Consider the following 25,275-nt stretch of genomic DNA (forward strand, 5'->3'; position numbering starts at 1 on the left):
TGCCGTGCGGCGCCCCCTCTGCCCTGCCGGGCATCTCCCCCACAGGTGGGGAGATTACAAGTGGCTTGGCATTCTCACCCCTCTACCGTTTCGCCGGGCTGCGACACCAGTTGCTTGGGAAGCCATTGCGCCCAGCCGATCTCCCCCCTTGTGGGGGAGATGCCCGGCCGGGCAGAGGGGGGTGCCACACCGCAAACCCTCGCTACACCAGAGAAGTCCCAAGCCTCAGAACAGCGGCAGCCGGTCGTCCTGGATCAGGATCTCCAGCTTGTCAGCCACATCCTGCGTCCAGGCNTCCTGGATCAGGATCTCCAGCTTGTCAGCCACATCCTGCGTCCAGGCCCGGTGGCCTGTCAAAGCCGCCGGGAAGAGCCCCGGAAGGGTGAAGAGAGCCGCTGAGATCGCCAGGCCAGTGCGCGGGATATCGGCAATGAGAGCGGCAATTTCCGCAGCCCTGGGATCGCGCAGTTCGTAGCGCTCACCGTTGCCGTGCTCGCCGATCGCATAGCGCATCCACGCTGCAACGGCGATCGCATAGGTCTCCGCCCTGTCGCCATGCGCCAGCGCCTCGCTTGCCGGCTCCAGCAGCCGCTGCGGCAGTTTCTGCGTGCCGTCCATGGCGATCTGATAGGTGCGATGTGCGATCGCCTTGTTTGCAAAGCGTGCTATCAATTCGCTGGCATAGGCATCGAGATCGATGCCCGGCACCGGATCGAGCGTACGCGCGGCCGCATGCATGTGGCGGTAGGCAAGTGCTGCCAGGGCTGCATCGTCCATCACGTCGCGAATGAATTCATAGCCGCCGATGTAACCGAGATAGGCGAGCAGCGAATGGGCGCCGTTCAGCATCCGCAGCTTCATTTTTTCGTAGGCAGAGACTTCCTCGACCATCAGCGCGCCGCGGACCTTTTCCCAGGCCGGTCGGCCATTGGCGAAATGATCTTCTATGACCCATTGCGTAAAAGGCTCTGTCTCGACCGCCGCCATGTCGGTGCGGCCGGTGAGCCGCTCGGCATCGGCATAGGTCGCTTCGGTGCTTGCCGGCGTGATGCGGTCGACCATCGTCGAAGGGAAGGGCACATTCGCTTCGATCCAGCGATGCAGGCCGGGATCAATGCGGGAGGTGAATTCGAGCACGAGGCGTTTCAGAACGGCGCCGTTGCTCGGCAGGTTGTCGCAGCTGAGCGGCGTAAAGGGCACGATCCCCTTCTGCCGGCGGCGCGCAAGGCCTTCGACGAGGTAACCGATGACGCCGCGCGGCGCATGCCGGCTGGCGAGATCGGCGACGATATCGGGGTGCTTCAGGTCGAGGCCGCCGGTTGCCGGATCGAAACCATAGGCCTTTTCCGTCACCGTCATGCTGACGATGCGGATAGCGGGATCTTCGAGCCGCGCCAGCAGGCCAGCCGGATCGCGCGGCGCCACATGCGCCTTCAGGATCGAACCGATCACCTCAGCCGTCGTGCCCGAGCTGTCGCGGATCAGCGTCGTATAAAGCCCGTTCTGAGCGCTCAGATTGTCAGCGACATCGGGCGTGCGCAGGCTTGCTATCTCGATGCCCCAGTCGCCGCCTGCGGCTGCGAGCGCAGCATCCGTAAACGGCGCGAAATGCGCGCGGAAAAAGGCGCCCGGCCCAAGATGCAGGATGCCGCTTTTCAGCTGGTTGCGGTCATAGGTGGGAAGCTTCGCCGTCGAGGCGAGGCCGGAAAGGGTCTGCAGTCGTTCGGTCACAGCTTGTAGGCCTTCTTTGCATTGCCATAGGAGAGCTCGCCTGCGACGATCTCGGCTTCCCGCTTGGAAAGCCGGTGCTCGGCGGCGAGCTGCGCAAGGAAGCGGCAGACTTCGCGGCGCCAGACGTCATGCCGGGCCGGGATCGATAGCAGCGCGCGCGTATCGTCGTTGAAACCCGCCATATTGGCAAAACCCGCCGTCTCCACAACCTGGTCGAGATAGCGCCGGATGCCGAGCGGGCTGTCGTGAAACCACCACGGCGGGCCGATCATCAGGCAAGGCCAATGACCTACCATCGGCGCCAGCTCGCGTGCATAGGTCGTCTCGTCGAGCGTGAAGAGCAGCACGCGCAAATCCGGCGCGTGGCCATATTTCGATAGCAGCGCATTCAAGCCGCCAACCCAGTCGGTGGGTGTCGGGATATCGGCGCCCATATTCGCGCCTCGGGTCGAGAAAAGGCCGCGGTCGGTATTGCGTCTCGAGCCGGCATGGATCTGCATCACCATGCCGTCCTCGGCCGAAAGTCCGGCCATCTCGGTCATCATCTGGCCGCGGAAGAGCTCGGCATCCTCGGCCGAAAGCGGACCCTTCAGCGCCTTGTCGAGCAGCGCCTGTTTTTCCGCCAGCGGCAGATCGGCGGTGAAGGCCGTGGGCACGCCGTGATCGGTCGCGGTGGCGCCGAACTGGCGGAAATAGGCGCGCCGGCGCCGATGCGCCTCGATCAGGCCGTCCCAACGCGTGACCTCAGTGCCGGTGATCTCTCCGAACTTGATGAGATTGTCGCGGAAGCCGACGGCATCGGGATCGGTAACGCTGTCCGGCCTGTAGGTGGTGCGCACCTTGCCGATCCAGCCGTCGGCCGCCATCTTCTGGTGATGCGCCAGCGGATCGAGCGCTCCATCCGTCGTCGCGATCGTTTCGATGCCGAATCGCTGATGCAGCGCCCGCGGGCGGAATTCTGGAAGGGCAAGCCGGGCATTGATATGGTCGTAGAGCGCATCGGCATTGTCTGGTGTCAGCGGTTCGGTGCAGCCGAGCACGGCCGACATGGCGTGGTCGACCCAGAGGCTTGAAGGCGTTCCGCGGAAGAGATGATAATGCGCGGCAAAGGTCCGCCAGATCGCCCGCCCCTCAGCCACCGGTTTGCCGTCAAGCCGCGGCACGCCGAGCTCATCCAAAGTGACACCGACGCTGTGCAGCATGCGGAAGAGATAGTGATCGGGAATGACCAGCAGCGAGGCCGCATCTTCGAAGGGCTTGTCGTCGGCAAACCAGGAGGGTTCGGTATGCCCGTGCGGGCTGACGATCGGAAGATTGCGCACCGTCTCGTAGAGGTCTCGCGCGATGGTCCGTGTTGCCGGATCAGCCGGAAAAAGCCGGTCCGGATGAAGAAAGCCGTTTCCTGCATCCATCAGTATTCCTCCCTGATGGATAACGGCCTACCCCACAACATCAGGCACGGCAAGGTCTTTTAGTAACCAAACGGTACAGTTTTGCGCGTGGCCGCGCCGGGCATGGAAAGCATTGACGAGGCGGCCTATTTCCGCTTTGGGAGAACCATCTGTGCCGGTTTCGGCAAAGGAGCATCGATGTCCGACGAGACGAACCGCATCACCCGGCTGGAAGAAATGCTGGCCCACCAGGCAAAGACGATCGAAGAGCTTTCCGATCAGCTCGCCGAGCAATGGAAGACCGTCGAGCAGATGCGCACCAAGCTCGACCGGCTGACAGAACGCTTCCTGTCGCTGGAGGAGCAGTCGCTGGACGCGCCAGCGATCACCCGCCCGCCGCATTATTGACGACACGCGGCGCAATGCCGCGTGCCCTCTCATTAGGATGATGAATCAGACGCCGCCGATGCAGAGATATTTCATTTCCAGATAGTCGTCGGCGCCGTGCCGCGAGCCTTCGCGGCCGAGGCCGGATTGCTTGATACCGCCGAAGGGCGCCGTCTCGGATGACATCAAGCCGGTATTGATGCCGATCATGCCGTATTCCAGCGCTTCCGCCACCCGCCAGACCTTCTTCAGATCGCCGGCGTAGAAATAGGCGGCGAGGCCGAACTCCGTGTCGTTGGCTTGGTTGATGACATCCTCGACCGTGTCGAAGCAAAAGAGCGGCGCCACCGGCCCGAAGGTCTCCTCGCGCGCCACCTTCATGCCGCGCGCAACGCCTGTCAGCACCGTCGGTGTGAAGAAGGTGCCGGCGCCGTCGATGCGCTTGCCGCCGGTCAGCACCTTGGCGCCCTTGGCAAGCGCATCGCTGACATGGTCTTCCACCTTGGCAAGGCCCTGTTCATCGATCAGCGGCCCGATCACGACACCCGGCTTGAAGCCGTCGCCGACCGACATCTCGGCGACCTTGGCAGCAAGCTTGGCGGCAAAGGCGTCATAGACGTTCGACTGGACGTAGAGGCGGTTGGCGCAGACGCAGGTCTGGCCGGCATTGCGGTATTTGGAGGCGATCGCGCCTTCGACGGCAGCGTCGAGATCGGCATCGTCGAAGACGATGAAGGGCGCGTTGCCGCCGAGCTCCAGGCTCACCTTCTTGATCTGGTCGGCGCACTGCCGCATCAGGATGCGGCCGACCTCCGTCGAGCCGGTGAAGCTGATCTTGCGCACCTTTTCATTGCCGCAGAGCTCGCGGCCGATTGCCGGACCATCCACCCCGACGATGACGTTGAAGACGCCGGCCGGAATGCCGGCCTGCTCGGCGAGCACGGCAAGCGCGATCGCCGTCAGTGGCGTCTGTTCGGCGGGCTTCGAGACCACGGTGCAGCCAACGGCAAGCGCCGGGGCGATCTTGCGGGTGATCATCGCCGCCGGGAAATTCCACGGCGTGATCGTGCCGACGACGCCGACCGGCTGCCGGATGACGATCATCCGCTTGTCGTCGGAAGGCGCGGGGATTGTCTCGCCGTAGATGCGCTTGGCTTCTTCCGCATACCATTCGATATAGGCCGCTGCATAAAGGATTTCGCCGCGCGCTTCCGGGAACGGCTTGCCCATTTCGGCAGTCAGGACCGCGGCGAGTTCGTCGGCATTGGCGACCATCAGATCGAACCATTTGCGCAGGATCGCGCTGCGTTCCTTGGCTGGGCGGGCCGCCCAGCCCGGCTGGGCGGCATGGGCCGCATCGATCGCCTTCCGTGTCTCGGCCGCACCCATATCGGGCAGCGAGGCGAGCAGCTCGCCGGTTGCCGGGTTGAGCACGTCGAAAGTCTTTGTGGCATCGCCTGATGTCCAGACGCCGTCGATATAGCCGGCATCGCGCAGCAAGGGCGAGGAGAAGGGAACGTGCTTGGTCAGTGCGCTGGTGAAAGCCATGTCATATCCTCCTTGGGAGTGCGGCTGCCGGTTGCCGGCAGCCATTGAAATCCGGCTAGAGCAATTCCAGGAAAAGTGCGCAGCGGTTTTCCGTCCGGAATTGCGTAAAACAAAAAGTTAGAGCGGTTCTGCGCTTCCTTGAAAAGCTGAACCGCTCTAGGGTGCGCCTAACGGCCCGCGCTTGCTTCGAGCATCGAAGCTTCGAGAATATCGAGGGCTTCGCCGAGGATCTCGTCCTGGATGGTGATCGGTGCAAGAAAGCGGATGACGTTTCCATGGACGCCGCAGGTGAGCAGGATCAGGCCCTTGTCGAGCGCGATCAGCCGCACCCGGTTGGCGAATTCCGCGCTCGGCAGTCCCGTCGTCCGGTCATTGAATTCGACGGCGTTCATGAAGCCCGGCCCGCGGATATCGACGATCTCGGGCACCGTCTCACGCAGCGATTCCAGCCGCTGCTTCAGCCGTCCGCCAAGCTGGTTGGCGCGGTTGCAGAGATCTTCGTCGGCAATGACGTCGAGCACGGCGTGGGCGGCCGCGATCCCGAGCGGATTGCCGCCATAGGTGCCGCCGAGCCCGCCCGGTCCCGGCGCATCCATGATCGCGGCGCGGCCGGTGACGGCGGCGAGCGGAAAGCCGCCGGCTAGGCTCTTTGCCATCGTCGTCAGGTCGGGCGCCACCTCGTGATGATCCATCGCGAACATCCTGCCGGTGCGGGCAAAACCGGTCTGCACCTCGTCGGCGATCAGCAGGATGCCGTGCTGGTCGCAGAGCTCGCGCAGCGCCTTCATGAAGGCGGCGGGTGCGGAGTAGAAGCCGCCTTCGCCCTGTACCGGCTCGATGATGATGGCCGCGACGCGCTGCGGATCGACATCGGCGGCGAAGAGCTTCTTCAGCGCCGCCAGCGACTGGTCGGCGGTAACGCCGTGCAACTCGACCGGGAAGGGAATATGAAACACGTCGCCCGGCATGGCGCCGAAGCCGACCTTGTAGGGCACGACCTTGCCGGTCAGCGCCATGCCCATGAAGGTGCGGCCATGGAAGCCGCCGCCAAAGGCGATGACGGCCGAGCGGCCGGTTGCCGCACGCGCGATCTTGACGGCGTTCTCGACCGCTTCGGCGCCTGTCGTGACGAAGATCGTCTTCTTCTCGAAATCACCAGGCAGCAGCGCGTTCAGCCGTTCGGCAAGGTGCACGTAGCTTTCATAGGGCACCACCTGATGGCAGGTATGGGTGAAGCGGTCGAGCTGATCCTTGACCGCTGCGATGACCCGGGGATGGCGGTGGCCGGTGTTGAGAACGGCGATGCCGGCGGCGAAGTCGATGTAACGCTGGCCTTCCTTGTCCCAGATCTCCGCATTCTCTGCGCGATCGGCATAGATCTGGGTGGTCATTCCGACGCCGCGTGAAATAGCGGCGTTCTTCCGGTCGGTAAGGCTTGTCGCGGTCATCGATGGCTCCTGCGCTGAGAGGGGTGGAAAGCTATCTTGTATAATTTCTGCAAGATGTTTATAAAACTCCTACATTTTTCCTGCAAGAAAACAAGCGGCATTTTTCGCTTCAAACATTAGGCTTTTTGATGGAGGTTCTGGGGCGATTGGAATCGGGGATATTGACGGATGAACGATAATGGGCCTGTACGCTACAAGGTGGCGGAAGCCGCGCGGCTGGCGGGCGTTTCGGCCTCGACGCTACGCCTCTGGGAAAGCCAGGGTCTGGTGGTTCCCGGTCGTTCCGAAACCGGCCATCGGCAATACAGCGCCGACGATGTGGCGCGGCTGAAGCGCATCTCCTGGTATCGTGTCGAGCGCGGCCTCAATCCCGCAGCGATCCGCGAGGCGTTGGAAAGCGAGGAACCTTCCGCCGATGGCGCCGAGGCAAGCCAGGATACCGGCCTCGGCCGCAAGCTGCGCAGCCTGCGCCATGCGAGCGGCAAGACGCTCGATCAGGTGGCCGGCGACATCGGCGTCACCTCGTCGACGCTCTCGACACTGGAGCGCACCTCGCAGGGCGTCAGCTTCAAGACGCTGCACGATCTGGCAGAGTATTACGGCACCACCGTCTCGCGCCTCTCCGGTGAGGAAAGCGGGGAGGTGCCGGCGCTGGTGCGCGCCGGTGAATGTCGCGCCTGGCCGGAAACGACGCCGGGTGTCACCGTACAGCTCCTCGCCGAAGGCCGCCGGATGATGGATTGCCATCGTTTCGTGTTGGCGCCCGGTGCTGCCAGCGAGGGCGCCTATCGCCACGAGGGCGAGGAATTCATGCATGTTCTGTCCGGCCGGCTCGAACTGGTGCTCGACGGCGATCAGTTCTTCAATCTCGGCCCCGGCGATTCACTTTATTTCGAAAGCCGCCGCGATCATTCCTGGCGCAACCGCCACGATGGCGAAACCGTGCTTCTTTGGATCAACACGCCGCCGACATTCTGAACTGCAGCGCATCGGCCCGAAAATCGGAATAGATTTCCTGAAAGCGCGATGCGGAGATTAAAAAAGGTAGAGCGTCCTTGTGCATCCAGAGGACACATGGCGCTCTACCGCAGCAAAGCGGTTTCGCACTCTGCGCCTTTGCGCTATAGCCCAAAGAGATGCATTCGTACGAAAGACAGTCTCATGGCGGCCACCATACGTTACCACGAAGGCGATATTTCCGCGGCCGATGCCGCTCGCTACACCGGCGCGATTGCGATCGACACCGAAACGCTCGGCCTGGTGCCGCGCCGCGATCGGCTCTGCGTCGTCCAGCTTTCCCCGGGTAACGGCACCGCCGATATCATCCGTATCGCCGCCGGTCAGAAAGAGGCGCCCAATCTCGTCGCCCTGCTTGAAGACCCCACCCATCAGAAGATCTTTCACTACGGCCGCTTCGATATTGCCGTGCTCTTCCACACCTTCGGCGTCACGACGACCCCGGTCTTCTGCACCAAGATCGCCTCGCGCCTGATCCGGACCTATACGGATCGCCACGGCCTCAAGGACAATCTCAAGGAGATGCTCGACGTCGATGTCTCCAAGGCGCAGCAATCCTCCGATTGGGCAGCCGAGACGCTGTCTCCGGCCCAGCTCGAATATGCCGCCTCCGACGTGCTTTATCTGCATGCGTTGCGCGACAAGCTGACGGAGCGGCTGATCCGCGACGGCCGTTACGATCATGCGACGGCCTGCTTCGAATTCCTGCCGACCCGCGCCAAGCTCGATCTGCTCGGCTGGGAAGAGGCGGATATCTTCGCCCATAGCTGAGCGAATTGCCTTCATTCTGCGTTTGCCAATAGCCGTACGGCAGGCTTGCCGGCGGCCGTTAGCGATTCATTAACGCCTGTTCATTAATATTCCTGTTAATTTTTATGCATTTCGATGACGCCGGAACTGCGTCATGCGGACAGGAGGATCTGCTGGGATGCAAGGGGACCGGATGAGCGCGGTCCTTTTCTAGAGCCTGCTTTCATCGTCACTTTACGAAAGGAGCATGCCATGTTGACTCCCGTTCGTGCAGCGTCCAATGCAAGCTTTTCGTCCCAGGGTCAGACAGCGGCGATCGTCGCCAGCGGTCTCGGCCAATCGGTGATTGCCCCCGCGCCTGTCAACGCCGTCGAAGCCGCAGACCTCAATTCCGCCATTGCCGGCAAGCTCAATATTCTGCTCCTTGCGGCGCGCGAGCGCATGGTCGAAGCCCTTCTCGATGTCATCGATGCGGCAGGCCGCTCGATTTCGCTCGATCGTGGAGATGATGAGAGCAATCTTGCCTTCGCCTCCCGGCTTGCCGATGCGATCCGGCGGCTGCCGGCCGCGAGAATCGACGAGGTCGAGCGCCAGCTGACCGCGCAAGGCCACGGTCTGCCGCTGCGGACCATTGCCGAAGCTCTGAAAAACCCGACAGGCACGGAAGCCGCCCGCATCGTCGCCTATCTGGAAATCGTCCGCTACAAGGATCGCGATCTCGCAGCCCGCGCCGTTATGCGCTCCTATCGCCAGAACGACGCTTCGCCGATGCGCGCCGAAGCCCGCCCCGAAATCCAGCTGCATGAGGACAACAGGCCGACTGCCGCGACGCGCCAGCTGGCGGAAAAGGTGCCGATACTGGTCGCTCCGCTGACCGAGGCTGCAGCGCTCGTGACTGCCGAAGAGCCGCTTATCGCCGAAACTGTCGAGGCCGCCGATCCGGAAACGCCACAGCCTGAAGAAGCCCCGGCCCAGCTTGCCCCGGTGGCGGCAGCGGAAGTCGCCGCGGAAGAATCCCTGCCGCAGGAGATCGAAGCCCAGCAATTATTGTCAACGGATCTGGACAAAATCGAGGATACGCAGGAAGCGGTGGAGCAATCGGCCGTTCAGCCCCGCATAGTGTCCGACAAGGCCGATCCCGTCATTCCCAGGAACTGGGCAGGGATCGTCGCCTCCATGACCGAAGAAGCCTCGGAGATGATCGCCACCCTCATCCGCGAGCAGGACATCGAAACCGTGCTGGAGGATGTTCCCGTCGAGGCGGCGGTGGAAATCGATACGATCCTCGATGAGGCCGTCATCAGCGAGGCGACCGGGAGCTTGACCAAGCAGCCGGTGGAACTTGCCGCGCCGGACGTCCGCCAGATCACAGCGCTCCGCCCGTCGCAGCCGGATATCCCGCCCTTGGTTGTCGAGACCCGCCAGCCGAGGGAAGTCTCCGCCCAAGCGGAAATGATACCGGTCCCGGAGACGATCGAATCCCCCTATGTGCCGCTGGCGGCAAGAATGCCGGAGGGACTTGCCTACACCCAGCTGCCCTATCAGTTCGCCAAGGATATCCTGTCGAACGAAAAGGCAGGCGAAACCCACCACCAGCACCAGCACCATCGCGACGGCGCCCCACAGGATCAGAATCAGGACGAGCAGCAGGCGCAGTCCGGCGGCGAGGATGCCGAGCCCGACGGCGAAGAGACCGACGCAGCACCCGCGCGGAGGACCCCGAGGATGATCGATACCGAACCGGTGGCTCATCAGCCGGCAGGCGCGGCCGCCGATCCGGTCTATGCTCTCTATCAGCGCATGGTCGGCTGGGAATAAAGCAATTCCAGGAAAAGTGTGAAGCGGTTTTCCGTCCGGAATTGCGGAGAAACAAAAGGATAGAGCGGTTCTGCGCTCCATGAAAAGCAGAACTGCTCTTTTTTAAGCCTGAAAATGAAGAACCCGCCGGATCGCTCCGGCGGGTTCTTCAATTCAAAGGCGGATGCGAGGCTTATTCGCCGCCGCGGTTTTTCAGAGCTGCGCCGAGAATGTCGCCGAGCGAAGCGCCGCTGTCGGACGAACCGAACTGGGCGACGGCTTCCTTCTCTTCCGCAATCTCCAGAGCCTTGATGGACAGCATGATCTTGCGGTCCTTCTTGGAGAAGTTGGTGACGCGGGCGTCGAACACCTGACCGACCGAGAAGCGCTCAGGGCGCTGCTCGTCGCGATCGCGGGCGAGGTCGGCGCGACGGATGAAGGAAGTGATGTCCTCGTGGTTGACGAGCTTCACTTCGACACCGCCGTCGTTGACCGCGATGACTTCGCAGGAGACGACTGCATTCTTGCGCAGGTCGCCAGAAGCAGCGGCATCGCCGACTGCATCCTTGCCGAGCTGCTTGATGCCGAGCGAGATGCGTTCCTTCTCGACATCGACGTCGAGAACGACGGCCTTGACGACGTCACCCTTGTTGAACTCCTCGATGACCTGTTCGCCTGGACGGTTCCAGTCGAGGTCGGAGAGGTGCACCATGCCGTCGACATCGCCGTCGAGGCCGATGAACAGGCCGAATTCGGTCTTGTTCTTGACTTCGCCTTCGACTTCAGTGCCGGCCGGATGGCTGCGGGCGAATGCTGCCCACGGATTTTCCAGCGTCTGCTTGAGGCCGAGCGAGATACGACGCTTGGACGGATCGACTTCGAGAACGACGACTTCGACTTCCTGGCTTGTGGACAGGATCTTGCCGGGGTGAACGTTCTTCTTGGTCCAGGACATTTCCGAGATGTGGATCAGGCCTTCGATGCCCGGCTCCAGCTCGACGAATGCACCGTAATCGGTGATATTCGTGACAGTACCGGAAATCTTCTTGCCTTCCGGATACTTGGCCTGGATGCCATCCCACGGATCGGACTCGAGCTGCTTCATGCCGAGCGAGATACGGTGGGTTTCCTGGTTGATGCGGATGATCTGAACCTTGACCTGCTGGCCGATGTTCAGGATTTCCGACGGATGGTTCACACGGCGCCATGCCATGTCGGTGACGTGCAGCAGGCCGTCGATGCCGCCGAGGTCAACGAACGCACCGTAATCGGTGATGTTCTTGACGACGCCGTCAACAACCTGGCCTTCTTCGAGGTTCTGAACGATTTCAGAACGCTGCTCGGCACGGGATTCTTCCAGAACCGTACGGCGCGAAACCACGATGTTGCCGCGGCGCTTGTCCATCTTGAGGATTTCGAAGGGCTGCGGGTTGTGCATCAGCGGGGTCACGTCGCGGATCGGACGAATATCGACCTGAGAACGCGGCAGGAAGGCGATCGCACCGTCGAGGTCGACCGTGAAGCCGCCCTTGACCTGGTTGAAGATCACGCCTTCGACGCGCTCGCCAGCTTCGAACTTGGCTTCGAGCTTGACCCAGCTTTCTTCGCGGCGAGCCTTCTCGCGCGACAGAACGGCTTCGCCAAGCGCGTTTTCGATGCGCTCGACGTAAACTTCGACTTCGTCGCCGACCTTCAACAGGCCGTCCTTGGCGCGCGCGCCGAATTCCTTGAGCGCGATGCGGCCTTCAACCTTCAGACCGACGTCGACAACGGCGACGTCCTTCTCGATGCCCGTGACGATGCCCTTGGTGACATAGCCTTCGGCCAGGTCGTTCTTGGCAAAGGACTCTTCGAGAAGAGCCGCGAAATCCTCGCGGGAGGGGGTAGCTACTGACATAAAATCTCCTGCGTGTCCTGAAACGGAGCGGACACGTACGCGCCGGTTGGTTTGCGTTGAACGGGCCTGAACCCAGTCCGCCTTCTCTTACGAAGGCAATCCGGCGCTTGGACGGAATTTCAGGCTTGCTGTATTAGAAGCGATCCATGCTCAGAGCACGCAAAATCGCTTGAATTTAGGCATTTCGGCTCAAGACCGCATCGATGATCGATTGAGCAGCTTGAAACGCGGCCTCTATACTCATTTCCGACGTATCAAGCAAGTGCGCATCATCAGCTGGTTTCAAAGGGCTGTCGGCCCGTCCCATGTCGCGTTCGTCGCGCCGCTTGACGTCCTCGAGGATCGCATCGAAATCCGCGGTCAGGCCTTTGCCGAGGATCTCGTCATAACGGCGTCTTGCGCGGACTTCCGGCGACGCCGTTACATAGAATTTCACCGCCGCATTCGGACAGACAACCGTGCCGATATCGCGTCCATCGAGCACCGTTCCCGGCGCTTTCGTCGAAAACCGCCGCTGCGCCTCGACCAGCGCCCGGCGCACTGCCGGCATGACGGCAATCTTCGATGCGGCTTCGCCGATCTCATGTTTGGAAAGTATATCGCGATCCAATCCGGCGAGTTCAACCTCTCTTGCGATCTTTTCCGCTACCGCCTCGTCGTCGAGCGGCAGGCCGGCATCGAGCAGCGCCTTGGCCGTGGCGCGATAGGTCAGGCCGGTATCCAGATGATAGAAGCCGTAGTGCTCTGCGATGAGGCGCGAGAGCGTGCCCTTGCCCGCTGCTGCCGGGCCATCGATGGCGATGGTGAAGGTCTCGTTCGTCATGCGATCAATCCTGCGGCAGCGAGCCGAAACGGTAAATGAGTTTGGCTTCGCGGAATGGTGGCTGGCACATCATTCCGGCACCGCCTCGACCTTTGCTCCAAGGCCGGTCATCAGCTGCATGAATTCCGGAAAGCTGGTCGCGATCATCGCCGCGTCGTCGATCATCACAGCATGCTCAGAGGCAAGCCCCATGACAAGGAAGCTCATGGCGATGCGATGGTCGAGATGTGTGCTGACCCTGCCGCCGGCAGCATTGCCGAGCCCCTTGCCGTCTGGCCGGCCGCGCACGACGAGAAAATCCTCGCCCTCGTCGCAGTCGATGCCATTGAGTTTCAGGCCATCGGCGACGGCGGAAAGGCGGTCGGACTCCTTGACGCGCAGTTCCTCCAGCCCCTTCATGATAGTCGCGCCCTCGGCGAAACAGGCGGCGACGGCGAGGATAGGATATTCGTCGATCATTGACGGCGCACGCTCTTCGGGAACGGTGACGCCCTTGAGCTCGGAATGGCGCACACGCAGATCCGCCACGTCCTCGCCGCCGGCAAGACGCGTGTTCAGCACCTCGATATTGGCCCCCATCTCCTGCAGCGTCAGGATCAGCCCGGTGCGGGTCGGGTTCATCAGCACGTTGACGATGGTGATGTCGGAGCCGGGGACAAGCAGCGCCGCAACCAGCGGGAAAGCGGTGGAGGAGGGATCGCCTGGAATGTCGATCACCTGGCCTTTGAGCTTACCGCGGCCTTCGAGCCGGATCGTGCGGACGCCATCCCCGTCCGTCTCGACGGAAAGGGCGGCGCCAAAACCCTGCAGCATCTTTTCGGTATGGTCGCGCGTCATCACGGGCTCGATGACCGTGGTGACACCCGGCGTATTGAGGCCGGCAAGCAGCACGGCCGATTTCACCTGGGCGGATGCCATCGGCACGCGATAACGGATCGGGCTCGGCGTTCCCGGGCCTCTGAGCGTCACCGGCAGCCTGTCGCCCTCGGAGGCGCTGACCTGCACGCCCATTTCGCGCAGCGGATTGAGCACCCGGCCCATCGGCCGTTTCGAAAGCGAGGCGTCGCCTGTGAAGGTGGAGCGAAAATCGTAGGTGCCGACAAGGCCCATGGTCAGCCGCACGCCGGTGCCGGCATTGCCGAAGTCGAGCGGCGCGTCGGGCGCAAGCAGCGCGCCGTTGCCGGTGCCGTCGATCACCCATTGCGCGCCATCCTTGCGAATTCGGGCGCCCATCGCCTGCATCGCCCGGCCGGTATTGATCACGTCCTCGCCTTCGAGCAGGCCGGTGATCCGCGTTTCGCCAGAGGCGAGCCCGCCGAACATGAAGGAACGATGCGAGATCGACTTGTCGCCCGGAATACGGACGCTGCCCGCAAGACCGGCGGATTTGCGGGCGGTGGCGGGTCTGGGCGCAGAGCCGTGCAGCATGTGTAATCCTTTGCAAACGCAGTCTATTTTTGCCGCAAGACAGGCTTGGCCGGTCGCAATTCCCGTCCGCTTCCGCAGCTGTTGCGGCTCGTTAACATAAACGCGCCGGGCGGTCATCCGTCGGCTTGCCAAAAACCCGGCGCCCGGATCGCAAAGTTTGGCTTTGACATGGGAAGCCACAGCGATTAAGGGGACCGGCTTATAAATTCCGATGGAACGCCGGCTTGAACGGCATCTGCCGAATCTCATATTCGGCTATTCACACGAGGCTTATAGTGGCGAAAGCGGAACTTGGAACCAAGCGTACCGATCCGGAAACCGGCAAGAAGTTTTATGATCTGAACCGGGATCCGATCGTCTCTCCTTATACCGGCAAGTCCTACCCTCTGTCCTTCTTCGAAGAAACCTCGGCGATCGCCGAAGTTGCCGAGGAAGAGGAGGTCGCGGAAGTCGATACTGAAAACACCGAAGTCGAATTGGTTTCGCTGGAAGATGCCGATGACGCCGCCAGCGGTGACGACATCCCCGATATCGGCGATGACGATGTCGAAATCGAAGGCGACGACGACGACGATACCTTCCTTACACCCGACGAAGATGACGATGATGACGACATGAGCGATATCATCGGCGTGACCGGCGACGACGACGAAGTCTGAGACCGCATTTCGGCCCGGCGAGGAAAAAATTCTCCGGGCCAGATTTTTTAGGCTTGCTATCTCCGGAATCCGGAAGTAATAAGCCGCCACTCCGAAGGCGCCAGCCTTAAGGAGCATCCCAGGACCGGCCTTAAGCCGGACCACCTTGATGGGGCTATAGCTCAGCTGGGAGAGCGCTTGCATGGCATGCAAGAGGTCAGCGGTTCGATCCCGCTTAGCTCCACCAGCCTACGCTCTTCGAGCTTCGGCTCGGCAGGCCGGCAGGCTTGACGGGACGAGGGCGAGAAGGAAGCGGAGGCTGCCGCGCCGAAGTTGCGAAGCAACGTAGGCGGGCTATGATCCTTCATGAAGTACGTCTACATTCTCCATAGCACTGAATTTCCGGATCGCTATTATGTTGGCGTGACGAGTGACCTGAAGTCGCGCTTGGCAAAACACAACGCCGGCGAGGTTTCTCACACCTCGAAATATCTTCCTTGGTCTCTCAAGACCTATCTCGCTTTCTCCGATGAAGCGCAGGCCTTCGCTTTCGAGAAATATCTGAAGTCGGCTTCAGGCAGAGCATTCGCAAAGAAAAGACTGTAGCCGTCTCGCGTCAAATCGAGCAGGCCGCTTGCGCCCCCCCACATGGCGACGATGGCCGCAGTTCAATCGCGCTTCATCATCGACGGTGCCCTCGCTAGGCTTTTTGCCGTGTCCGTTCCGGGCCGATTTGTCCACAGGCGCCTCAGCCTCTCCGGTCGAACGGAACAAACCGCCGGTCTTCGTAGACGCGCAGATAATCCGAGTGAACGGGCTTAGCGAGCTGCCGCGATTTCATGTATGCCAGCGCTGTGCGTATTGGCCCGCCGGCGACCGGTTCCACGTCTATCGCCACGCGCAGATTGCCGGGGATGCCGAGGGATTCCAGCTGGTCCAGCCTTGCTATCGTATCGTCGCCGGACTCATAAAGTTCACCGACGACGTGATAGCCGTTGCCCGGTTCGTTGAACATCATCGGGGCGAACCAGGGACCGGCAATAAGCATCGGATAACATTCCAGAGTCCTGAAAATTCCGAGAAACCTTGCGCGGGACAGTCCCCGCTCATGCAGAGCGAAACCTCTCTTCAGCGTTCCAAAAACGAATACGTCCTGTGTCATCGCGCTCAGCCTTACGCGTTATCGGCTACCATTACGCGGTGTTCGATTCGACGGACGACGACGGTCGTGGTCAATCGCGCTTCATCGCCGGTGGTGCCGTCGCCAGGCTTTTTGCCGCGTCTGTTTCGGGCAATCCTTCTACCCTTTGATTGTCCGCTTGGCCGCGGCGCGTCGCCGGTGATCCCTTCGGGCGACCGCCGGCTTGCGCTTTGCCGCCCTTGCCGGCAGCGTCACCCGGGTCTTCACCTTCTGGCGGGATGGGCTCGAGCTCCATCTCCGGTGGGCGCAGCTTATGTCGGTCTTCGATAGGATCGTTGGATTCCTTCTGCATGATCGGACCTTTCCTCAATGCCGGCGATAATCCCAAGGCGCCAGTGGTTAGCTTTATGGCGCCAATCCTGCTTGCCTTGACCGCAGTCGACTTCTCTACGGCTTGAGAACAACCTTGATGCAGCCGTCCTTCTTGTCGCGGAAAGTCTTGTAGAGATCGGGGCCTTCTTCGAGGGGCGCGCGATGGGTGATGACGAAGGACGGATCAATCTCGTCCTTCTGGATGCGTTCCATCAGCAGCGGCAGGTAATGCTGCACCGGCGTCTGCGCCATTCGGAAGGTCAGGCCGCGGTTGATCGCCGAACCCATCGGGATCTTGTCGAGGAAACCGCCATAGACGCCGACGATCGAAACCGTGCCGAAGTTGCGGCAACAATGGATTGCCTGGCGAAGGACGTGCGGTCGGTCGGTTCCCATGAAGGTGGCGACCTTGATGCGGTCAAGCCGTGAGTCCCAGCTCGCCGAAGGATCGGCTTCGGTGCCGACCGCATCGATGCAAGCGTCGGCGCCGCGCCCATTGGTCAGCTCCATCAGCTTGTCGTAGATATCGTCGTCCATGAAATCGAGCGTGATTGCTCCCGACGCCTCGGCAAGAGCAAGCCGCTCCGGCACGGTATCGATAGCAATGACGCGCTCGGCGCCGAGGATGAAGGCCGACTTGATCGCCATCTGCCCGACGGGACCGCAGCCCCAGATCGCGATCGTGTCGCCGGACTGGATATTGCAGAAATCTGCCGCCATGTAGCCTGTCGGAAAGATATCGGAGAGAAAGAGCACCTGCTCATCCGTCAGTCCATCCGGCACCTTGATCGGGCCGACGTCCGCATAAGGCACGCGCAGGTACTCCGCCTGGCCTCCACTGTAACCGCCGAGAAGATGCGTGTAGCCGAACAGGCCCGCAGGCGAATTCCCCCACATCTTCTTGACCTTCGACGGATCGGGATTGCTGCGTTCACATCCGGAATAAAAGCCGCGTTGGCAGAAGAAGCATTCGCCGCAGGAGATGGTGAAAGGCACGACGACACGGTCGCCGACCTTGAGCTTTTTATTGTCCCTGCCGACTTCGACGACCTCGCCCATGGTCTCATGGCCCATGATGTCGCCGCTATGCATGTCGGGCATCACACCGTTGAAGAGATGGAGATCCGAGCCGCAGATCGCGCACGCCGTCACCTTGATGATCGCGTCGCGGCCTTCCTGGATTTGAGGATCGGGAACGCTCTCGCATCGGATGTCGTGTTTGCCGTGCCAGGTGAGTGCCTTCATGTCTTCGCCTGCCTTCTTGATCTAGCCGCAATGCCGACGCGCTGCCCTTGCAGCTCTTCGGGTTTGGAACATGCGGTGCACGAAAACGATCTTCATCGTTTTGGCCCCCCGAGAAGACGACCAAACCTAGATCCGCGAAAGTTGTTCCATCGGAAAACGAGCAGATCCATAGTCGCAGGAACAAACCTTCCTCAGCGCTCGCGCCATCACCCGGTCATCCGCTGGGGTCCCAGCCAGACCCGCGGCGCTGTAGGCGCGATGCCGATAACAGTATGCCCCGGCGCCGATCGTGGTCTTTTGCAGATCCGCTCGACACGGATCTTTTGTAATTCGCACCAAGGGCCAGACGACAATTGATCCGCGCGCCGGGAACAGTTTCGCGCTTTCAAAGTTCTGACGCCTCCAACCAGGAGATCAGAAACCATGAAGAAGATCATCATCGCCTCTCTTGCCGTTTCGCTTGCCGGACCTGTGATGGCTCAGTCCGCCGCCGAAAAGACCGGTGTCAATTCGCTGATGGGAACCGCACCGAAGACCGAGGATTTCGTGCTGGAGGCTGCCACCAGCGACATGTTCGAGATCGAATCCAGCAAGTTGGCACTCGAGCGCGGTGATGCTGCAACCAAGACCTTTGCGCAGCAGATGGTGACGGACCATCAAAAGACCAGCAGCGAACTCAAGGCGTTGATCTCCGCCGGCAAGGTGCAGGCGCAGCTGCCGGGCGCCATGACCAGCGCGCAGCAGGACATGCTCGACAAGCTGAAGGGCCTTCAAGGCGATGATTTCCTCAAGCAATATCATTCCGATCAGGAGGCCGCGCACGAGGATGCGGTCGATCTCTTCAAACGCTATGGCGAAGGCGGCGACAATGCTGAGCTGAAAGCTTGGGCGGCAAGCACGAGGCCTGCGCTTGAACACCATCTGCAGATGGCAGAGGAGCTTAACAAATAGCCGTCTGCGGTTGCGCCGAAGTTGTAACAAAGAGATGGAGCATTTCCGTGATCTGGAGAGAACGGAAATGCTCCAGGAACATTCCGCCCTCCTCAGGGTTAGGCGGCCGGACATTGGGAGCCTCTGCGGATGAATTACCTCTGGCTGTTTGCAGTGGCAGGAGGAGCGGCCCTTCTCGGCATTGCTCTTGCTTTCGGAATGATCAAGCAGGACGGACAGCGGTCCGTCCTCGCCATATCGGGTGCATTTGTCGTTGCCATCGGCGCGCTGGTGCTGGGCCTCTATGTCGCCAGTGCGCCGACGGCTCCGATGCGGGCGTCGGACAGGGAAGGGTCGCAGCAAAAGCTTCCGGCGGCTGCGACGACCGAGAAGGACCTGCCAGGGCAATGACGCCTAAGAAATCGCTGATCGGTAGGTCAAAACGCAGCCATCGGCAGGAGGTGCATCGTGACGGATTTTGCGGATGTCTCGGAGCGTGAGTTCGCCTCGGCTCTGGAGTCGATGACGGATGAAGAGCTTTTCGAACTGATGGCTGATCTGGAGATGCGCAGCGAAGCGTTGAATCGATCCTCGACAGACGAGGTCTTCGCAAAAATCCTTCTCACCGAGAGCGCGATCGAAAGACGGTTTCCCGGCCAGCTGCTGCAGCCGTACAAGGAATGGAAGAACAGGCCCGACCGGTTGACGCCGCAATAGCGCCCGCGTCTTGCAGAAGGCTACTGGACCGCAACCAGTGAGAGCTGACCGAGGTCGGGCCAGCTGCGGCCCGATACTCCCGGAGCATCGTAGGCATCAGCCGCAAACGCTTCCAGGGATGTGCGATTGCGAACGATAACAAGTCCCCGGTGAGAATAGATGAAGTGCTCGCCTTCGAGGATGTGCAGCGCTTCGGTAACGCTGGAGCGGCGCACGCCGAGCATGGTCGCCATATATTCATGCGTCAGCGCGATCTCCTCGCCATCCATACGATCGTGACACATCAATATCCACTTTGCCAATCGAACGTCGATCTTGTGAACGGCATTGGAAAGCGCGGTGTTGGCGACCTGCGCGAAAAAGCCATGCAGAAAGCGCGCAAGCAGTTGGCGGACGGCGGGCTGGTCGGACAGAAACCCTGCCAAAGCCCGTGCTTCCACACGACGTCCCGCGCCGCCGACCTGCATCATCACGTCAAAGGAAAATTTCTCCGCCTCCATCGTTAGAACCGGCGGCGATATGCCATCTCTGCCGACCAAGCCGATTTCGGCTTTCTTGCCTTCAGGCGAAGTCGCCACCATGGAGGCGATGCCGCTTTCCAGGAAGTAATAGTGGCTGACGGGCAGGCCGATGGAGGCGAGTTCGAAATCGCGCGGCAGAGCAAGCGGCTCGAGAATTCTCTCGAAGACCACAATCTGCGGCGTCGTCAGATGGAGCAGGAAGAGATTTTTGCTTTCGAAAGGACGCATCACCTTGCCCTCTTGTGTGGCAAGAGCGGATCGTCTCCCAGCCGTCGGCGCCAAAAATTCAGCCAACGATGGTCGAATTATGGGCCGCAACAGGCCCCATTGCAAGCCGTTTGTCCGTGGTCGTGCACCCCGAACGGGGTATCGGTCGCTCTGTCGCGCTTGCATCGGTTCCTTCACGTCGCGGCGATGTTCGATCGTGACTTTGTACGCAAACGCACTCGCGGAGAAATCGCCGTCGGAGGTGCTAATGTAAGACGATGCTAATCTTGAGGAGCCCATTGGCGTGGATCAATATGCCTTTCCGGGTGAAAATGCTGACGTCTATCGGCATATCGTCGAGAGCGCCTTGGACTATGCTATTTTCACCATGGACATCGACGGCACGGTCGCCACTTGGAGCACGGGTGCGAAAAATCTCTTCGGCTATTCCCCATATGAGATGATCGGCCAGAACAGCGAGTTGATCTTCTCCTTCGAGGATCAACTCGCTGGCGTGCCGCTTAAGGAGAGGCGGGTGGCGCTCGCCGAAGGCCGTGCCGACGACAATCGGTGGCACGTTAGAAAAGACGGCAGCATGTTTTGGGCTTCCGGGCTGATGATGCCGCTTCGCAACGACGCCGGCGGGGTCTATGGCCTCATGAAGGTCGTTCGCGACCGTACACGAACGCTTCAGCAGGACGAAACGTTGCGTTCGAGCCAGGAGCGCCTGCAGCTCATTCTCCAAAGCGCCACCGACTATGCGATCTTCACCTTTGATCGCGACGGACTGATCATCCGCTGGAACACCGGGGCCTGCCGCATTTTCGGCTATGAGGAACGGGATATCCTCGATCGCGACGCACGTATCTTGTTCTTGCCGGAGGACCGCGAAAATGGCGCATTGGAACGCGAAATGAAAACGGCGTTCGAATGCGGTCGTGCAGAGAACGAACGGTTTCACATGCGCAAGGACGGCACGGCGTTCTGGGGCAGCGGCTTGACCATGCCGCTTCGCGCCCATCACAACAGAGCCGGCTACCTGAAGGTGCTGCGCGACGACACCGAACGACACTTTGCCGATGAGCATCAGCAAATCATGATGCGCGAGATCAGCCATCGCGTCAAAAACAGCCTGATGTTGGTCGCGGGCATGCTGGCGATGCAGGCCCGTCTAGCGCAGCATCCGGAAGTGGGCCGGGCGCTCAGCGATGCGGAGGCGCGCGTCGGAACCATTGCCCAAGTGCATGATCAATTGTGGCGCCAGCCGCATATCGAGACGGTGGATCTGGCGGACTTCTTGTCGAACCTCTGTCAACGCCTGCAGCAGTCAGCCTCCCAGCACGCCGTATCCGTCGAGGTGGAGCCGTGCGTCGTCGATGCCGACCGTGCGATCCAGATCGCCCTTCTTGTCAACGAGCTGGTGACGAACGCTTTCAAACACGCCTATCCCGACGGCTCCGGCCCAGTCACCGTCAGGGCGCATAGTACCAATGACGAAATTCTGCTTGAGATCGCCGATGCGGAAAAGGTCTGCCGCCGGAATTTTCGTCCTTCGAAAATGACGGTAAAAGCCTGGGAATGAGGGTCGTCCGTGGTCTCGTGCAGCAGCTGAAGGCCGAGCTTCAGATCGAGGATCAACGGTCAGGCGCGCGATTTTTAATCCGTCTGCCTCAAAACCCGTAACCGTTTATTTCCAGTGATAAATCGGCTCCTGTACCTGTCGCCGGAATTGTCAAAAACGCACAAAGTCCTTTGCGAATATGGCTATGACTGCCTTTTTGACGCATAAGCTGATCATTGCCACCATCGCAACGGCTGCTGGTATGAGTGCGGGCTCCCTCCCGAAGGAGACGTGCATGCCCGCACCCGATCAGCGTAATGTTCGCAACCTGCTGCTGAAGGCTTTGCCCACCGATGTCTTCGACTTGCTGATGGCCGATGCCGAAGTGGTCCAGCTGCCGGCTAAACATGTCTTGGTCGAATCCGATCAGCCGAACGAACACGTCTGTTTCATGGAGGAGGGTCTGGCGTCGATGGTGGCCACCATCGCCGAAGACGAAGCTGTCGAGGTCGGACATGTCGGATATGAGGGCCTGGTGGGAGCCCATGTCGTCCTGAAGACGGATACGACGCCGAACCGGACTTTCCTTCAGGTTAGCGGCTCCGGTCTGCTGGTCTCCGTCACCACCTTCAGGCGGATACTGGCGGAGTTTCCGGCGGTCAACGACATGTTCCTCAACTACGTGCATTGTTGTGACATACAGCTTGCCCAATCGGCGCTCGCCAACGGGCGCTACAATATGCACGAGCGGCTCGCGCGCTGGCTGCTGATGTGCCATGACCGTCTGATTGGCAACGATCTGCCGCTCACCCATGAATTCCTGTCGCTTATGCTTGGCGTGCGCCGCTCCGGCGTCACCAACGAGCTGCATGTCATCGAGGGAATGAGGATCATCAAGGCCACCCGCGGCAATGTCAGGGTCATCGATAGAGCGAAGCTGGAAGAGATCGCCGCCGGAAGTTACGGCATACCCGAGCGGGAATATGAACGACTGATCGGCCTGCCGGTTCGGCGATCGGTCAGTCGAAAGGCCTGATCGTTTCGGTGAAAGGCACGATCAGGAGAATGCCGCCCTGTTCGTCGCAAATATGAACTCTTCTGGCGGAAATATCTTTTCCCGAAAGGACCGCCTGGCTCATCAGCGCTCTCGCGTCGCGTATGGCCTCGCGCCTGGCGTCCTCGAGCGTCGCCAGCTCGGTCCCTTCGAAGTCGGCGATCGTCCCTGCAGCGGAAACGATGTTGAAGTAAAATGTTGGCATCGCCCGCCCCATCGTTGCGGAATCAATGCCATAAATTGCGGTTAGTTCCTCAGAAAAATGTCGACGGTCGGCTAAGCTCGAAATAACCGGCGGCGATGAAGGAGGTCCTGCATCACGATTTTCTCGGGCATCAGTGGGAGATCCTTGCGCCCTGACTCGCCCTGAGATCAACCATCGTCGTGCGAAGCTGGAGAAGCTCGTCGATGATACCTTCCCAGCAACTGTCGTCGGCTTTGGCGATAGATATGATGGAGGCGCGGATCGTTTGGAGCAGACGATTGAGCGCCGGGTACCGGTCGATGCCGCCGCTTCCAGCGTCCCTATCGCAGATCTCTTGAAGCTCATCGACGATCTGCCTGACCACAATCTGCCGATCGACGGCATTGAGAGCGGTCGGGTCCGCGGTGACCCATTTGAAATAACCGAGCCTGTCCATCATAGCACATTGGTTTCGCTGATATTGGCGGCCGATCGCACGGACTCCCGACGCGGCGCTTCCGTGGAAACCGGCAAACTTTTGGAATCCAAGTGCATATATCGCATCAGATCGCTGAGTTTACGCTGATCTCGAATGCCGCACTCAAACCAGGAGACAAGTTCCCTGGCAACATGTTGCGCCGCCGGACTGGCAATCCCACATGATTTTTCCTGGCACCAGCCTCGCAAGACAGCCTGCAACATGGCGACGTCAGCAGGCTGCAAAGCCGGCTTCGTAATTCCCGAATGCTGTGTCATCGTGTTCCTCCCCAGGAATGTAAGACGATCCTAAAATTCCGGATTTTCGATTTCAACCGCTCGTGCGGAACCGTACGAATTCGGTTTCCCGTTGGCCTCGCCGCCGGCCGGGGAACCAACACAAGGCGATGCGGTTTGGTGAACCAAATGAAGGTCGCATGGCAGGCATGAATATGCTACGCACGGCGCAGACAGTGACGGCCTGAGGTGCCATCCAAGGGCACAATCGCAGTCAGAACAACCATTGCAGGCGTCCGCTATGAAATCGCTCAGTCCGGTCGCCGGCAAGACGATCGTCATCATCGGGGAGCCAAGCTTCCTGTCGGACGGCGCCAGGGAGGCATTGGTCGCGCATCAAGCCGTGGTCGTCGATCGGCGCGTCGATGCGATTGCGATGCATTGCTTGGATGAAAGCCTGGTATGCGATGCGGCGATCATCGATGTCACCATTTCCGACGAGGCGATGCTTGCAATAAGCGATTGGCTGGAGACGCGACGGATACCCTTCGTCTTCGCTCAGGATCATCGGTCCGAAGCGCGCTCAGCCGGCTTTGTCCTCAGCCATCGTCCCGCCGACATCAACGCGATCGTCGCGGCGTTGTTCGGGCCTGATGCCGGTTACTATCATTAGATCAGTGCGCTTGCGTACGGTTTTCAAAGGGGCGTTGCGCTGACCGTGTCTGCGCTCCATTATGGGTATCTGCATAATCCGAAGCCTTCGTATCGGGAAAGGCGCTATGCTCGATTCCCAGTCTGCTCATTTGAAAGCGCTCGATTCAGCTGACCTCAGTCAGTTGCAGGCGATTTTGAATGCCATCTGTTGCGAGACGGGCAGACCGTTGCGAGCGCCGGAGACTGAGGAGATCGCAGCGTTGCTGATCAGCCTTTATCGTCATGGAGTGGCAGACCAGGACAAATTGCTGTCGGTGGGTCGCTTGGCATCGACACGGAAGCGCCGCCTGTCACCGCAGGTCACTGCCAACTCTGATTGAAAAGACTGTTCAACGCGCAAGATGGCTGCCGATCAGCCGTCGATATTCCTCCTCCGCCGCCCCGTAGGAGCCGTGCGCCTCTTCGATCAATCCGCGCCGGTTGAGGATGACGATCTGCCTTCGGGTGGACCGGATCAGACCTTTGCCTTCGAGCAGATGCAGCGCAACCGTCACGCCGGCGCGGCGGACACCAAGCATCACCGCGAGAAATTCATGGGTCAGCGATATCGTCATGCCGTCCGTCCGGTCATGGACCATCAGCAGCCACCGCGCGAGCCGCTCCTCGAGTTTGGCATGACCATTAGCAAGCACGGTCGATGTCGTCTGCGCCAGCAGCGCCTGGACATAGGCCAGAAGCAGACTGCGCAAGGCGCGGCTCTCCTCCATGGCGGCATAAAGAATGGCTGCCGGCAATTTGAACCCGTGGCCTGAGATCTGCATGAATGTCCGGTTGGCGGATTGATCACCGCCAAGGATCACGGCGGCGCCGGTCATGCCCTCCCTGCCGACGATGCCCACTTCGATGTCGCGCCCGCCTGGAAACCGCGCGACGATCGATGCTAGTCCCGATTCGAGAATATACACGTCGCCGACCGGCGTATCTTCCATCTCGAGGATCAAAGGCACGTCAAGATCGACAGGCTCCAGATGGGGCACAAGAAGTTCACGCTCCTGCGGCCCCATGGCGCGCAGAAGTTCATTTCGAAAATTCAATTGTTCATCGTCCATGGCTTGATCCG

The 25,275-nt window shown here is 60.6% G+C and carries 27 protein-coding genes, 1 tRNA gene and 1 pseudogene; 14 read left to right on the forward strand and 15 right to left on the reverse strand.

What is annotated here, in order from left to right; translation table 11 throughout:
* Positions 1–225: 225 nt before the first annotated feature.
* Both BS630_RS08645 and uxaC read right to left on the reverse strand, forming a co-directional pair.
* Positions 226–1,731, reverse strand: a complete 1,506-nt coding sequence (locus BS630_RS08645) for a mannitol dehydrogenase family protein (RefSeq protein WP_077977098.1) — start codon at positions 1,729–1,731, stop codon at positions 226–228.
* Positions 1,728–3,143: a glucuronate isomerase gene (gene uxaC / locus BS630_RS08650; protein WP_077977099.1), complete on the reverse strand. Its 1,416-nt coding sequence runs from the start codon at positions 3,141–3,143 to the stop codon at positions 1,728–1,730. Before uxaC ends, BS630_RS08645 begins: the two co-directional genes overlap by 4 nt.
* Positions 3,144–3,320: 177 nt before the next feature.
* Between uxaC and BS630_RS08655 the strand changes: the two genes are divergently transcribed.
* Positions 3,321–3,530 (forward strand): SlyX family protein, encoded by a 210-nt coding sequence (locus BS630_RS08655; protein ID WP_077977694.1) that lies wholly within the window; start codon positions 3,321–3,323, stop codon positions 3,528–3,530.
* Between the two features lie 45 nt (positions 3,531–3,575).
* On the opposite strand, the gene BS630_RS08660 is transcribed toward BS630_RS08655, so the two are convergent.
* Together BS630_RS08660 and BS630_RS08665 are read right to left on the reverse strand one after the other, a co-directional pair.
* A complete protein-coding gene (locus BS630_RS08660) occupies positions 3,576–5,057 on the reverse strand; it encodes an NAD-dependent succinate-semialdehyde dehydrogenase (protein ID WP_077977100.1) in 1,482 nt (493 codons plus the stop codon).
* A 167-nt stretch (positions 5,058–5,224) separates the two neighbouring features.
* A complete protein-coding gene (locus BS630_RS08665; RefSeq protein WP_077977101.1) occupies positions 5,225–6,505 on the reverse strand; it encodes a 4-aminobutyrate--2-oxoglutarate transaminase in 1,281 nt (426 codons plus the stop codon).
* 168 nt (positions 6,506–6,673) lie between these two features.
* Between BS630_RS08665 and BS630_RS08670 the strand changes: the two genes are divergently transcribed.
* From BS630_RS08670 to BS630_RS08680, 3 genes are all read left to right on the forward strand, one after another.
* A complete protein-coding gene (locus tag BS630_RS08670) occupies positions 6,674–7,483 on the forward strand; it encodes a MerR family transcriptional regulator (protein WP_077977102.1) in 810 nt (269 codons plus the stop codon).
* 183 nt (positions 7,484–7,666) lie between these two features.
* Positions 7,667–8,293, forward strand: coding sequence for a ribonuclease D (locus BS630_RS08675; RefSeq protein WP_020052310.1), 627 nt, complete (start codon positions 7,667–7,669; stop codon positions 8,291–8,293).
* A gap of 231 nt (positions 8,294–8,524) precedes the next feature.
* Positions 8,525–10,090, forward strand: coding sequence for a hypothetical protein (locus tag BS630_RS08680; protein ID WP_077977103.1), 1,566 nt, complete (start codon positions 8,525–8,527; stop codon positions 10,088–10,090).
* 172 nt (positions 10,091–10,262) lie between these two features.
* On the opposite strand, the gene rpsA is transcribed toward BS630_RS08680, so the two are convergent.
* The 3 genes from rpsA to aroA form a co-directional block, all read right to left on the reverse strand.
* Positions 10,263–11,966: a 30S ribosomal protein S1 gene (gene rpsA / locus BS630_RS08685; RefSeq protein WP_003544285.1), complete on the reverse strand. Its 1,704-nt coding sequence runs from the start codon at positions 11,964–11,966 to the stop codon at positions 10,263–10,265.
* Between the two features lie 175 nt (positions 11,967–12,141).
* A complete protein-coding gene (cmk, locus tag BS630_RS08690; protein WP_077977104.1) occupies positions 12,142–12,789 on the reverse strand; it encodes a (d)CMP kinase in 648 nt (215 codons plus the stop codon).
* A 69-nt stretch (positions 12,790–12,858) separates the two neighbouring features.
* A complete protein-coding gene (gene aroA, locus BS630_RS08695) occupies positions 12,859–14,217 on the reverse strand; it encodes a 3-phosphoshikimate 1-carboxyvinyltransferase (RefSeq protein ID WP_077977105.1) in 1,359 nt (452 codons plus the stop codon).
* A 275-nt stretch (positions 14,218–14,492) separates the two neighbouring features.
* On the opposite strand from aroA, the gene BS630_RS08700 reads away from it, so the two are divergent.
* From BS630_RS08700 to BS630_RS08710, 3 genes are all read left to right on the forward strand, one after another.
* A complete protein-coding gene (locus tag BS630_RS08700) occupies positions 14,493–14,876 on the forward strand; it encodes a TIGR02300 family protein (RefSeq protein ID WP_012759632.1) in 384 nt (127 codons plus the stop codon).
* Between the two features lie 150 nt (positions 14,877–15,026).
* Positions 15,027–15,102, forward strand: a tRNA-Ala gene (locus BS630_RS08705).
* 119 nt (positions 15,103–15,221) lie between these two features.
* Positions 15,222–15,461, forward strand: coding sequence for a GIY-YIG nuclease family protein (locus BS630_RS08710; protein ID WP_077977106.1), 240 nt, complete (start codon positions 15,222–15,224; stop codon positions 15,459–15,461).
* Between the two features lie 142 nt (positions 15,462–15,603).
* Here BS630_RS08710 and BS630_RS08715 read toward each other — a convergent pair whose 3' ends face one another.
* The 3 genes from BS630_RS08715 to BS630_RS08725 form a co-directional block, all read right to left on the reverse strand.
* A complete protein-coding gene (locus BS630_RS08715; RefSeq protein WP_077977107.1) occupies positions 15,604–16,017 on the reverse strand; it encodes a gamma-glutamylcyclotransferase family protein in 414 nt (137 codons plus the stop codon).
* A gap of 70 nt (positions 16,018–16,087) precedes the next feature.
* On the reverse strand, positions 16,088–16,348 hold the full coding sequence (locus BS630_RS08720; RefSeq protein WP_077977108.1) for a hypothetical protein: 261 nt from the start codon (positions 16,346–16,348) through the stop codon (positions 16,088–16,090).
* Positions 16,349–16,443: 95 nt separating this feature from the next.
* Positions 16,444–17,613: a zinc-dependent alcohol dehydrogenase gene (locus tag BS630_RS08725; protein ID WP_077977109.1), complete on the reverse strand. Its 1,170-nt coding sequence runs from the start codon at positions 17,611–17,613 to the stop codon at positions 16,444–16,446.
* A gap of 423 nt (positions 17,614–18,036) precedes the next feature.
* Here BS630_RS08725 and BS630_RS08730 point away from each other — a divergent pair, with 423 nt between their 5' ends.
* The 3 genes from BS630_RS08730 (at position 18,037) to BS630_RS08740 (ending at position 19,260) form a co-directional block, all read left to right on the forward strand.
* Positions 18,037–18,564 carry a DUF4142 domain-containing protein gene (locus tag BS630_RS08730; protein WP_077977110.1) on the forward strand — a complete coding sequence of 176 codons (528 nt, stop codon included), beginning with the start codon at positions 18,037–18,039 and terminating at the stop codon, positions 18,562–18,564.
* 129 nt (positions 18,565–18,693) lie between these two features.
* Positions 18,694–18,954 carry a hypothetical protein gene (locus BS630_RS08735; protein WP_025396593.1) on the forward strand — a complete coding sequence of 87 codons (261 nt, stop codon included), beginning with the start codon at positions 18,694–18,696 and terminating at the stop codon, positions 18,952–18,954.
* 57 nt (positions 18,955–19,011) lie between these two features.
* Positions 19,012–19,260 (forward strand): hypothetical protein, encoded by a 249-nt coding sequence (locus BS630_RS08740; protein ID WP_025396594.1) that lies wholly within the window; start codon positions 19,012–19,014, stop codon positions 19,258–19,260.
* A gap of 20 nt (positions 19,261–19,280) precedes the next feature.
* Here the strand turns inward: BS630_RS08740 and BS630_RS08745 are convergent, their stop codons facing one another.
* Entirely contained in the window at positions 19,281–20,009 is a 729-nt protein-coding gene (locus tag BS630_RS08745; protein ID WP_077977111.1) for a Crp/Fnr family transcriptional regulator, read from the reverse strand.
* Between the two features lie 283 nt (positions 20,010–20,292).
* Between BS630_RS08745 and BS630_RS08750 the strand changes: the two are divergent.
* Both BS630_RS08750 and BS630_RS08755 read left to right on the forward strand, forming a co-directional pair.
* Positions 20,293–21,671 (forward strand): annotated as a pseudogene (locus BS630_RS08750) (sensor histidine kinase).
* A gap of 173 nt (positions 21,672–21,844) precedes the next feature.
* Entirely contained in the window at positions 21,845–22,585 is a 741-nt protein-coding gene (locus BS630_RS08755; protein WP_077977113.1) for a Crp/Fnr family transcriptional regulator, read from the forward strand.
* Here BS630_RS08755 and BS630_RS08760 read toward each other — a convergent pair.
* The 3 genes from BS630_RS08760 to BS630_RS08770 form a co-directional block, all read right to left on the reverse strand.
* Positions 22,569–22,808, reverse strand: a complete 240-nt coding sequence (locus BS630_RS08760; protein ID WP_077977695.1) for a DUF6894 family protein — start codon at positions 22,806–22,808, stop codon at positions 22,569–22,571. The genes BS630_RS08755 and BS630_RS08760 overlap by 17 nt on opposite strands.
* A 130-nt stretch (positions 22,809–22,938) precedes the next feature.
* Positions 22,939–23,247 carry a hypothetical protein gene (locus BS630_RS08765; protein WP_245289791.1) on the reverse strand — a complete coding sequence of 103 codons (309 nt, stop codon included), beginning with the start codon at positions 23,245–23,247 and terminating at the stop codon, positions 22,939–22,941.
* On the reverse strand, positions 23,244–23,543 hold the full coding sequence (locus BS630_RS08770; protein WP_077977115.1) for a hypothetical protein: 300 nt from the start codon (positions 23,541–23,543) through the stop codon (positions 23,244–23,246). Before BS630_RS08770 ends, BS630_RS08765 begins: the two co-directional genes overlap by 4 nt.
* Positions 23,544–23,802: 259 nt before the next feature.
* Here BS630_RS08770 and BS630_RS08775 point away from each other — a divergent pair, with 259 nt between their 5' ends.
* Together BS630_RS08775 and BS630_RS08780 are read left to right on the forward strand one after the other, a co-directional pair.
* Entirely contained in the window at positions 23,803–24,174 is a 372-nt protein-coding gene (locus tag BS630_RS08775) for a response regulator (RefSeq protein WP_077977117.1), read from the forward strand.
* A 106-nt stretch (positions 24,175–24,280) separates the two neighbouring features.
* Positions 24,281–24,535 carry a hypothetical protein gene (locus BS630_RS08780; RefSeq protein ID WP_025396602.1) on the forward strand — a complete coding sequence of 85 codons (255 nt, stop codon included), beginning with the start codon at positions 24,281–24,283 and terminating at the stop codon, positions 24,533–24,535.
* 9 nt (positions 24,536–24,544) lie between these two features.
* Here BS630_RS08780 and BS630_RS08785 read toward each other — a convergent pair whose 3' ends face one another.
* Positions 24,545–25,264: a Crp/Fnr family transcriptional regulator gene (locus BS630_RS08785; protein WP_077977118.1), complete on the reverse strand. Its 720-nt coding sequence runs from the start codon at positions 25,262–25,264 to the stop codon at positions 24,545–24,547.
* Between the last annotated feature and the right edge of the window lie 11 nt (positions 25,265–25,275).

The sequence above is a fragment of the Rhizobium laguerreae genome (assembly GCF_002008165.1).
Lineage (GTDB): Bacteria > Pseudomonadota > Alphaproteobacteria > Rhizobiales > Rhizobiaceae > Rhizobium > Rhizobium laguerreae.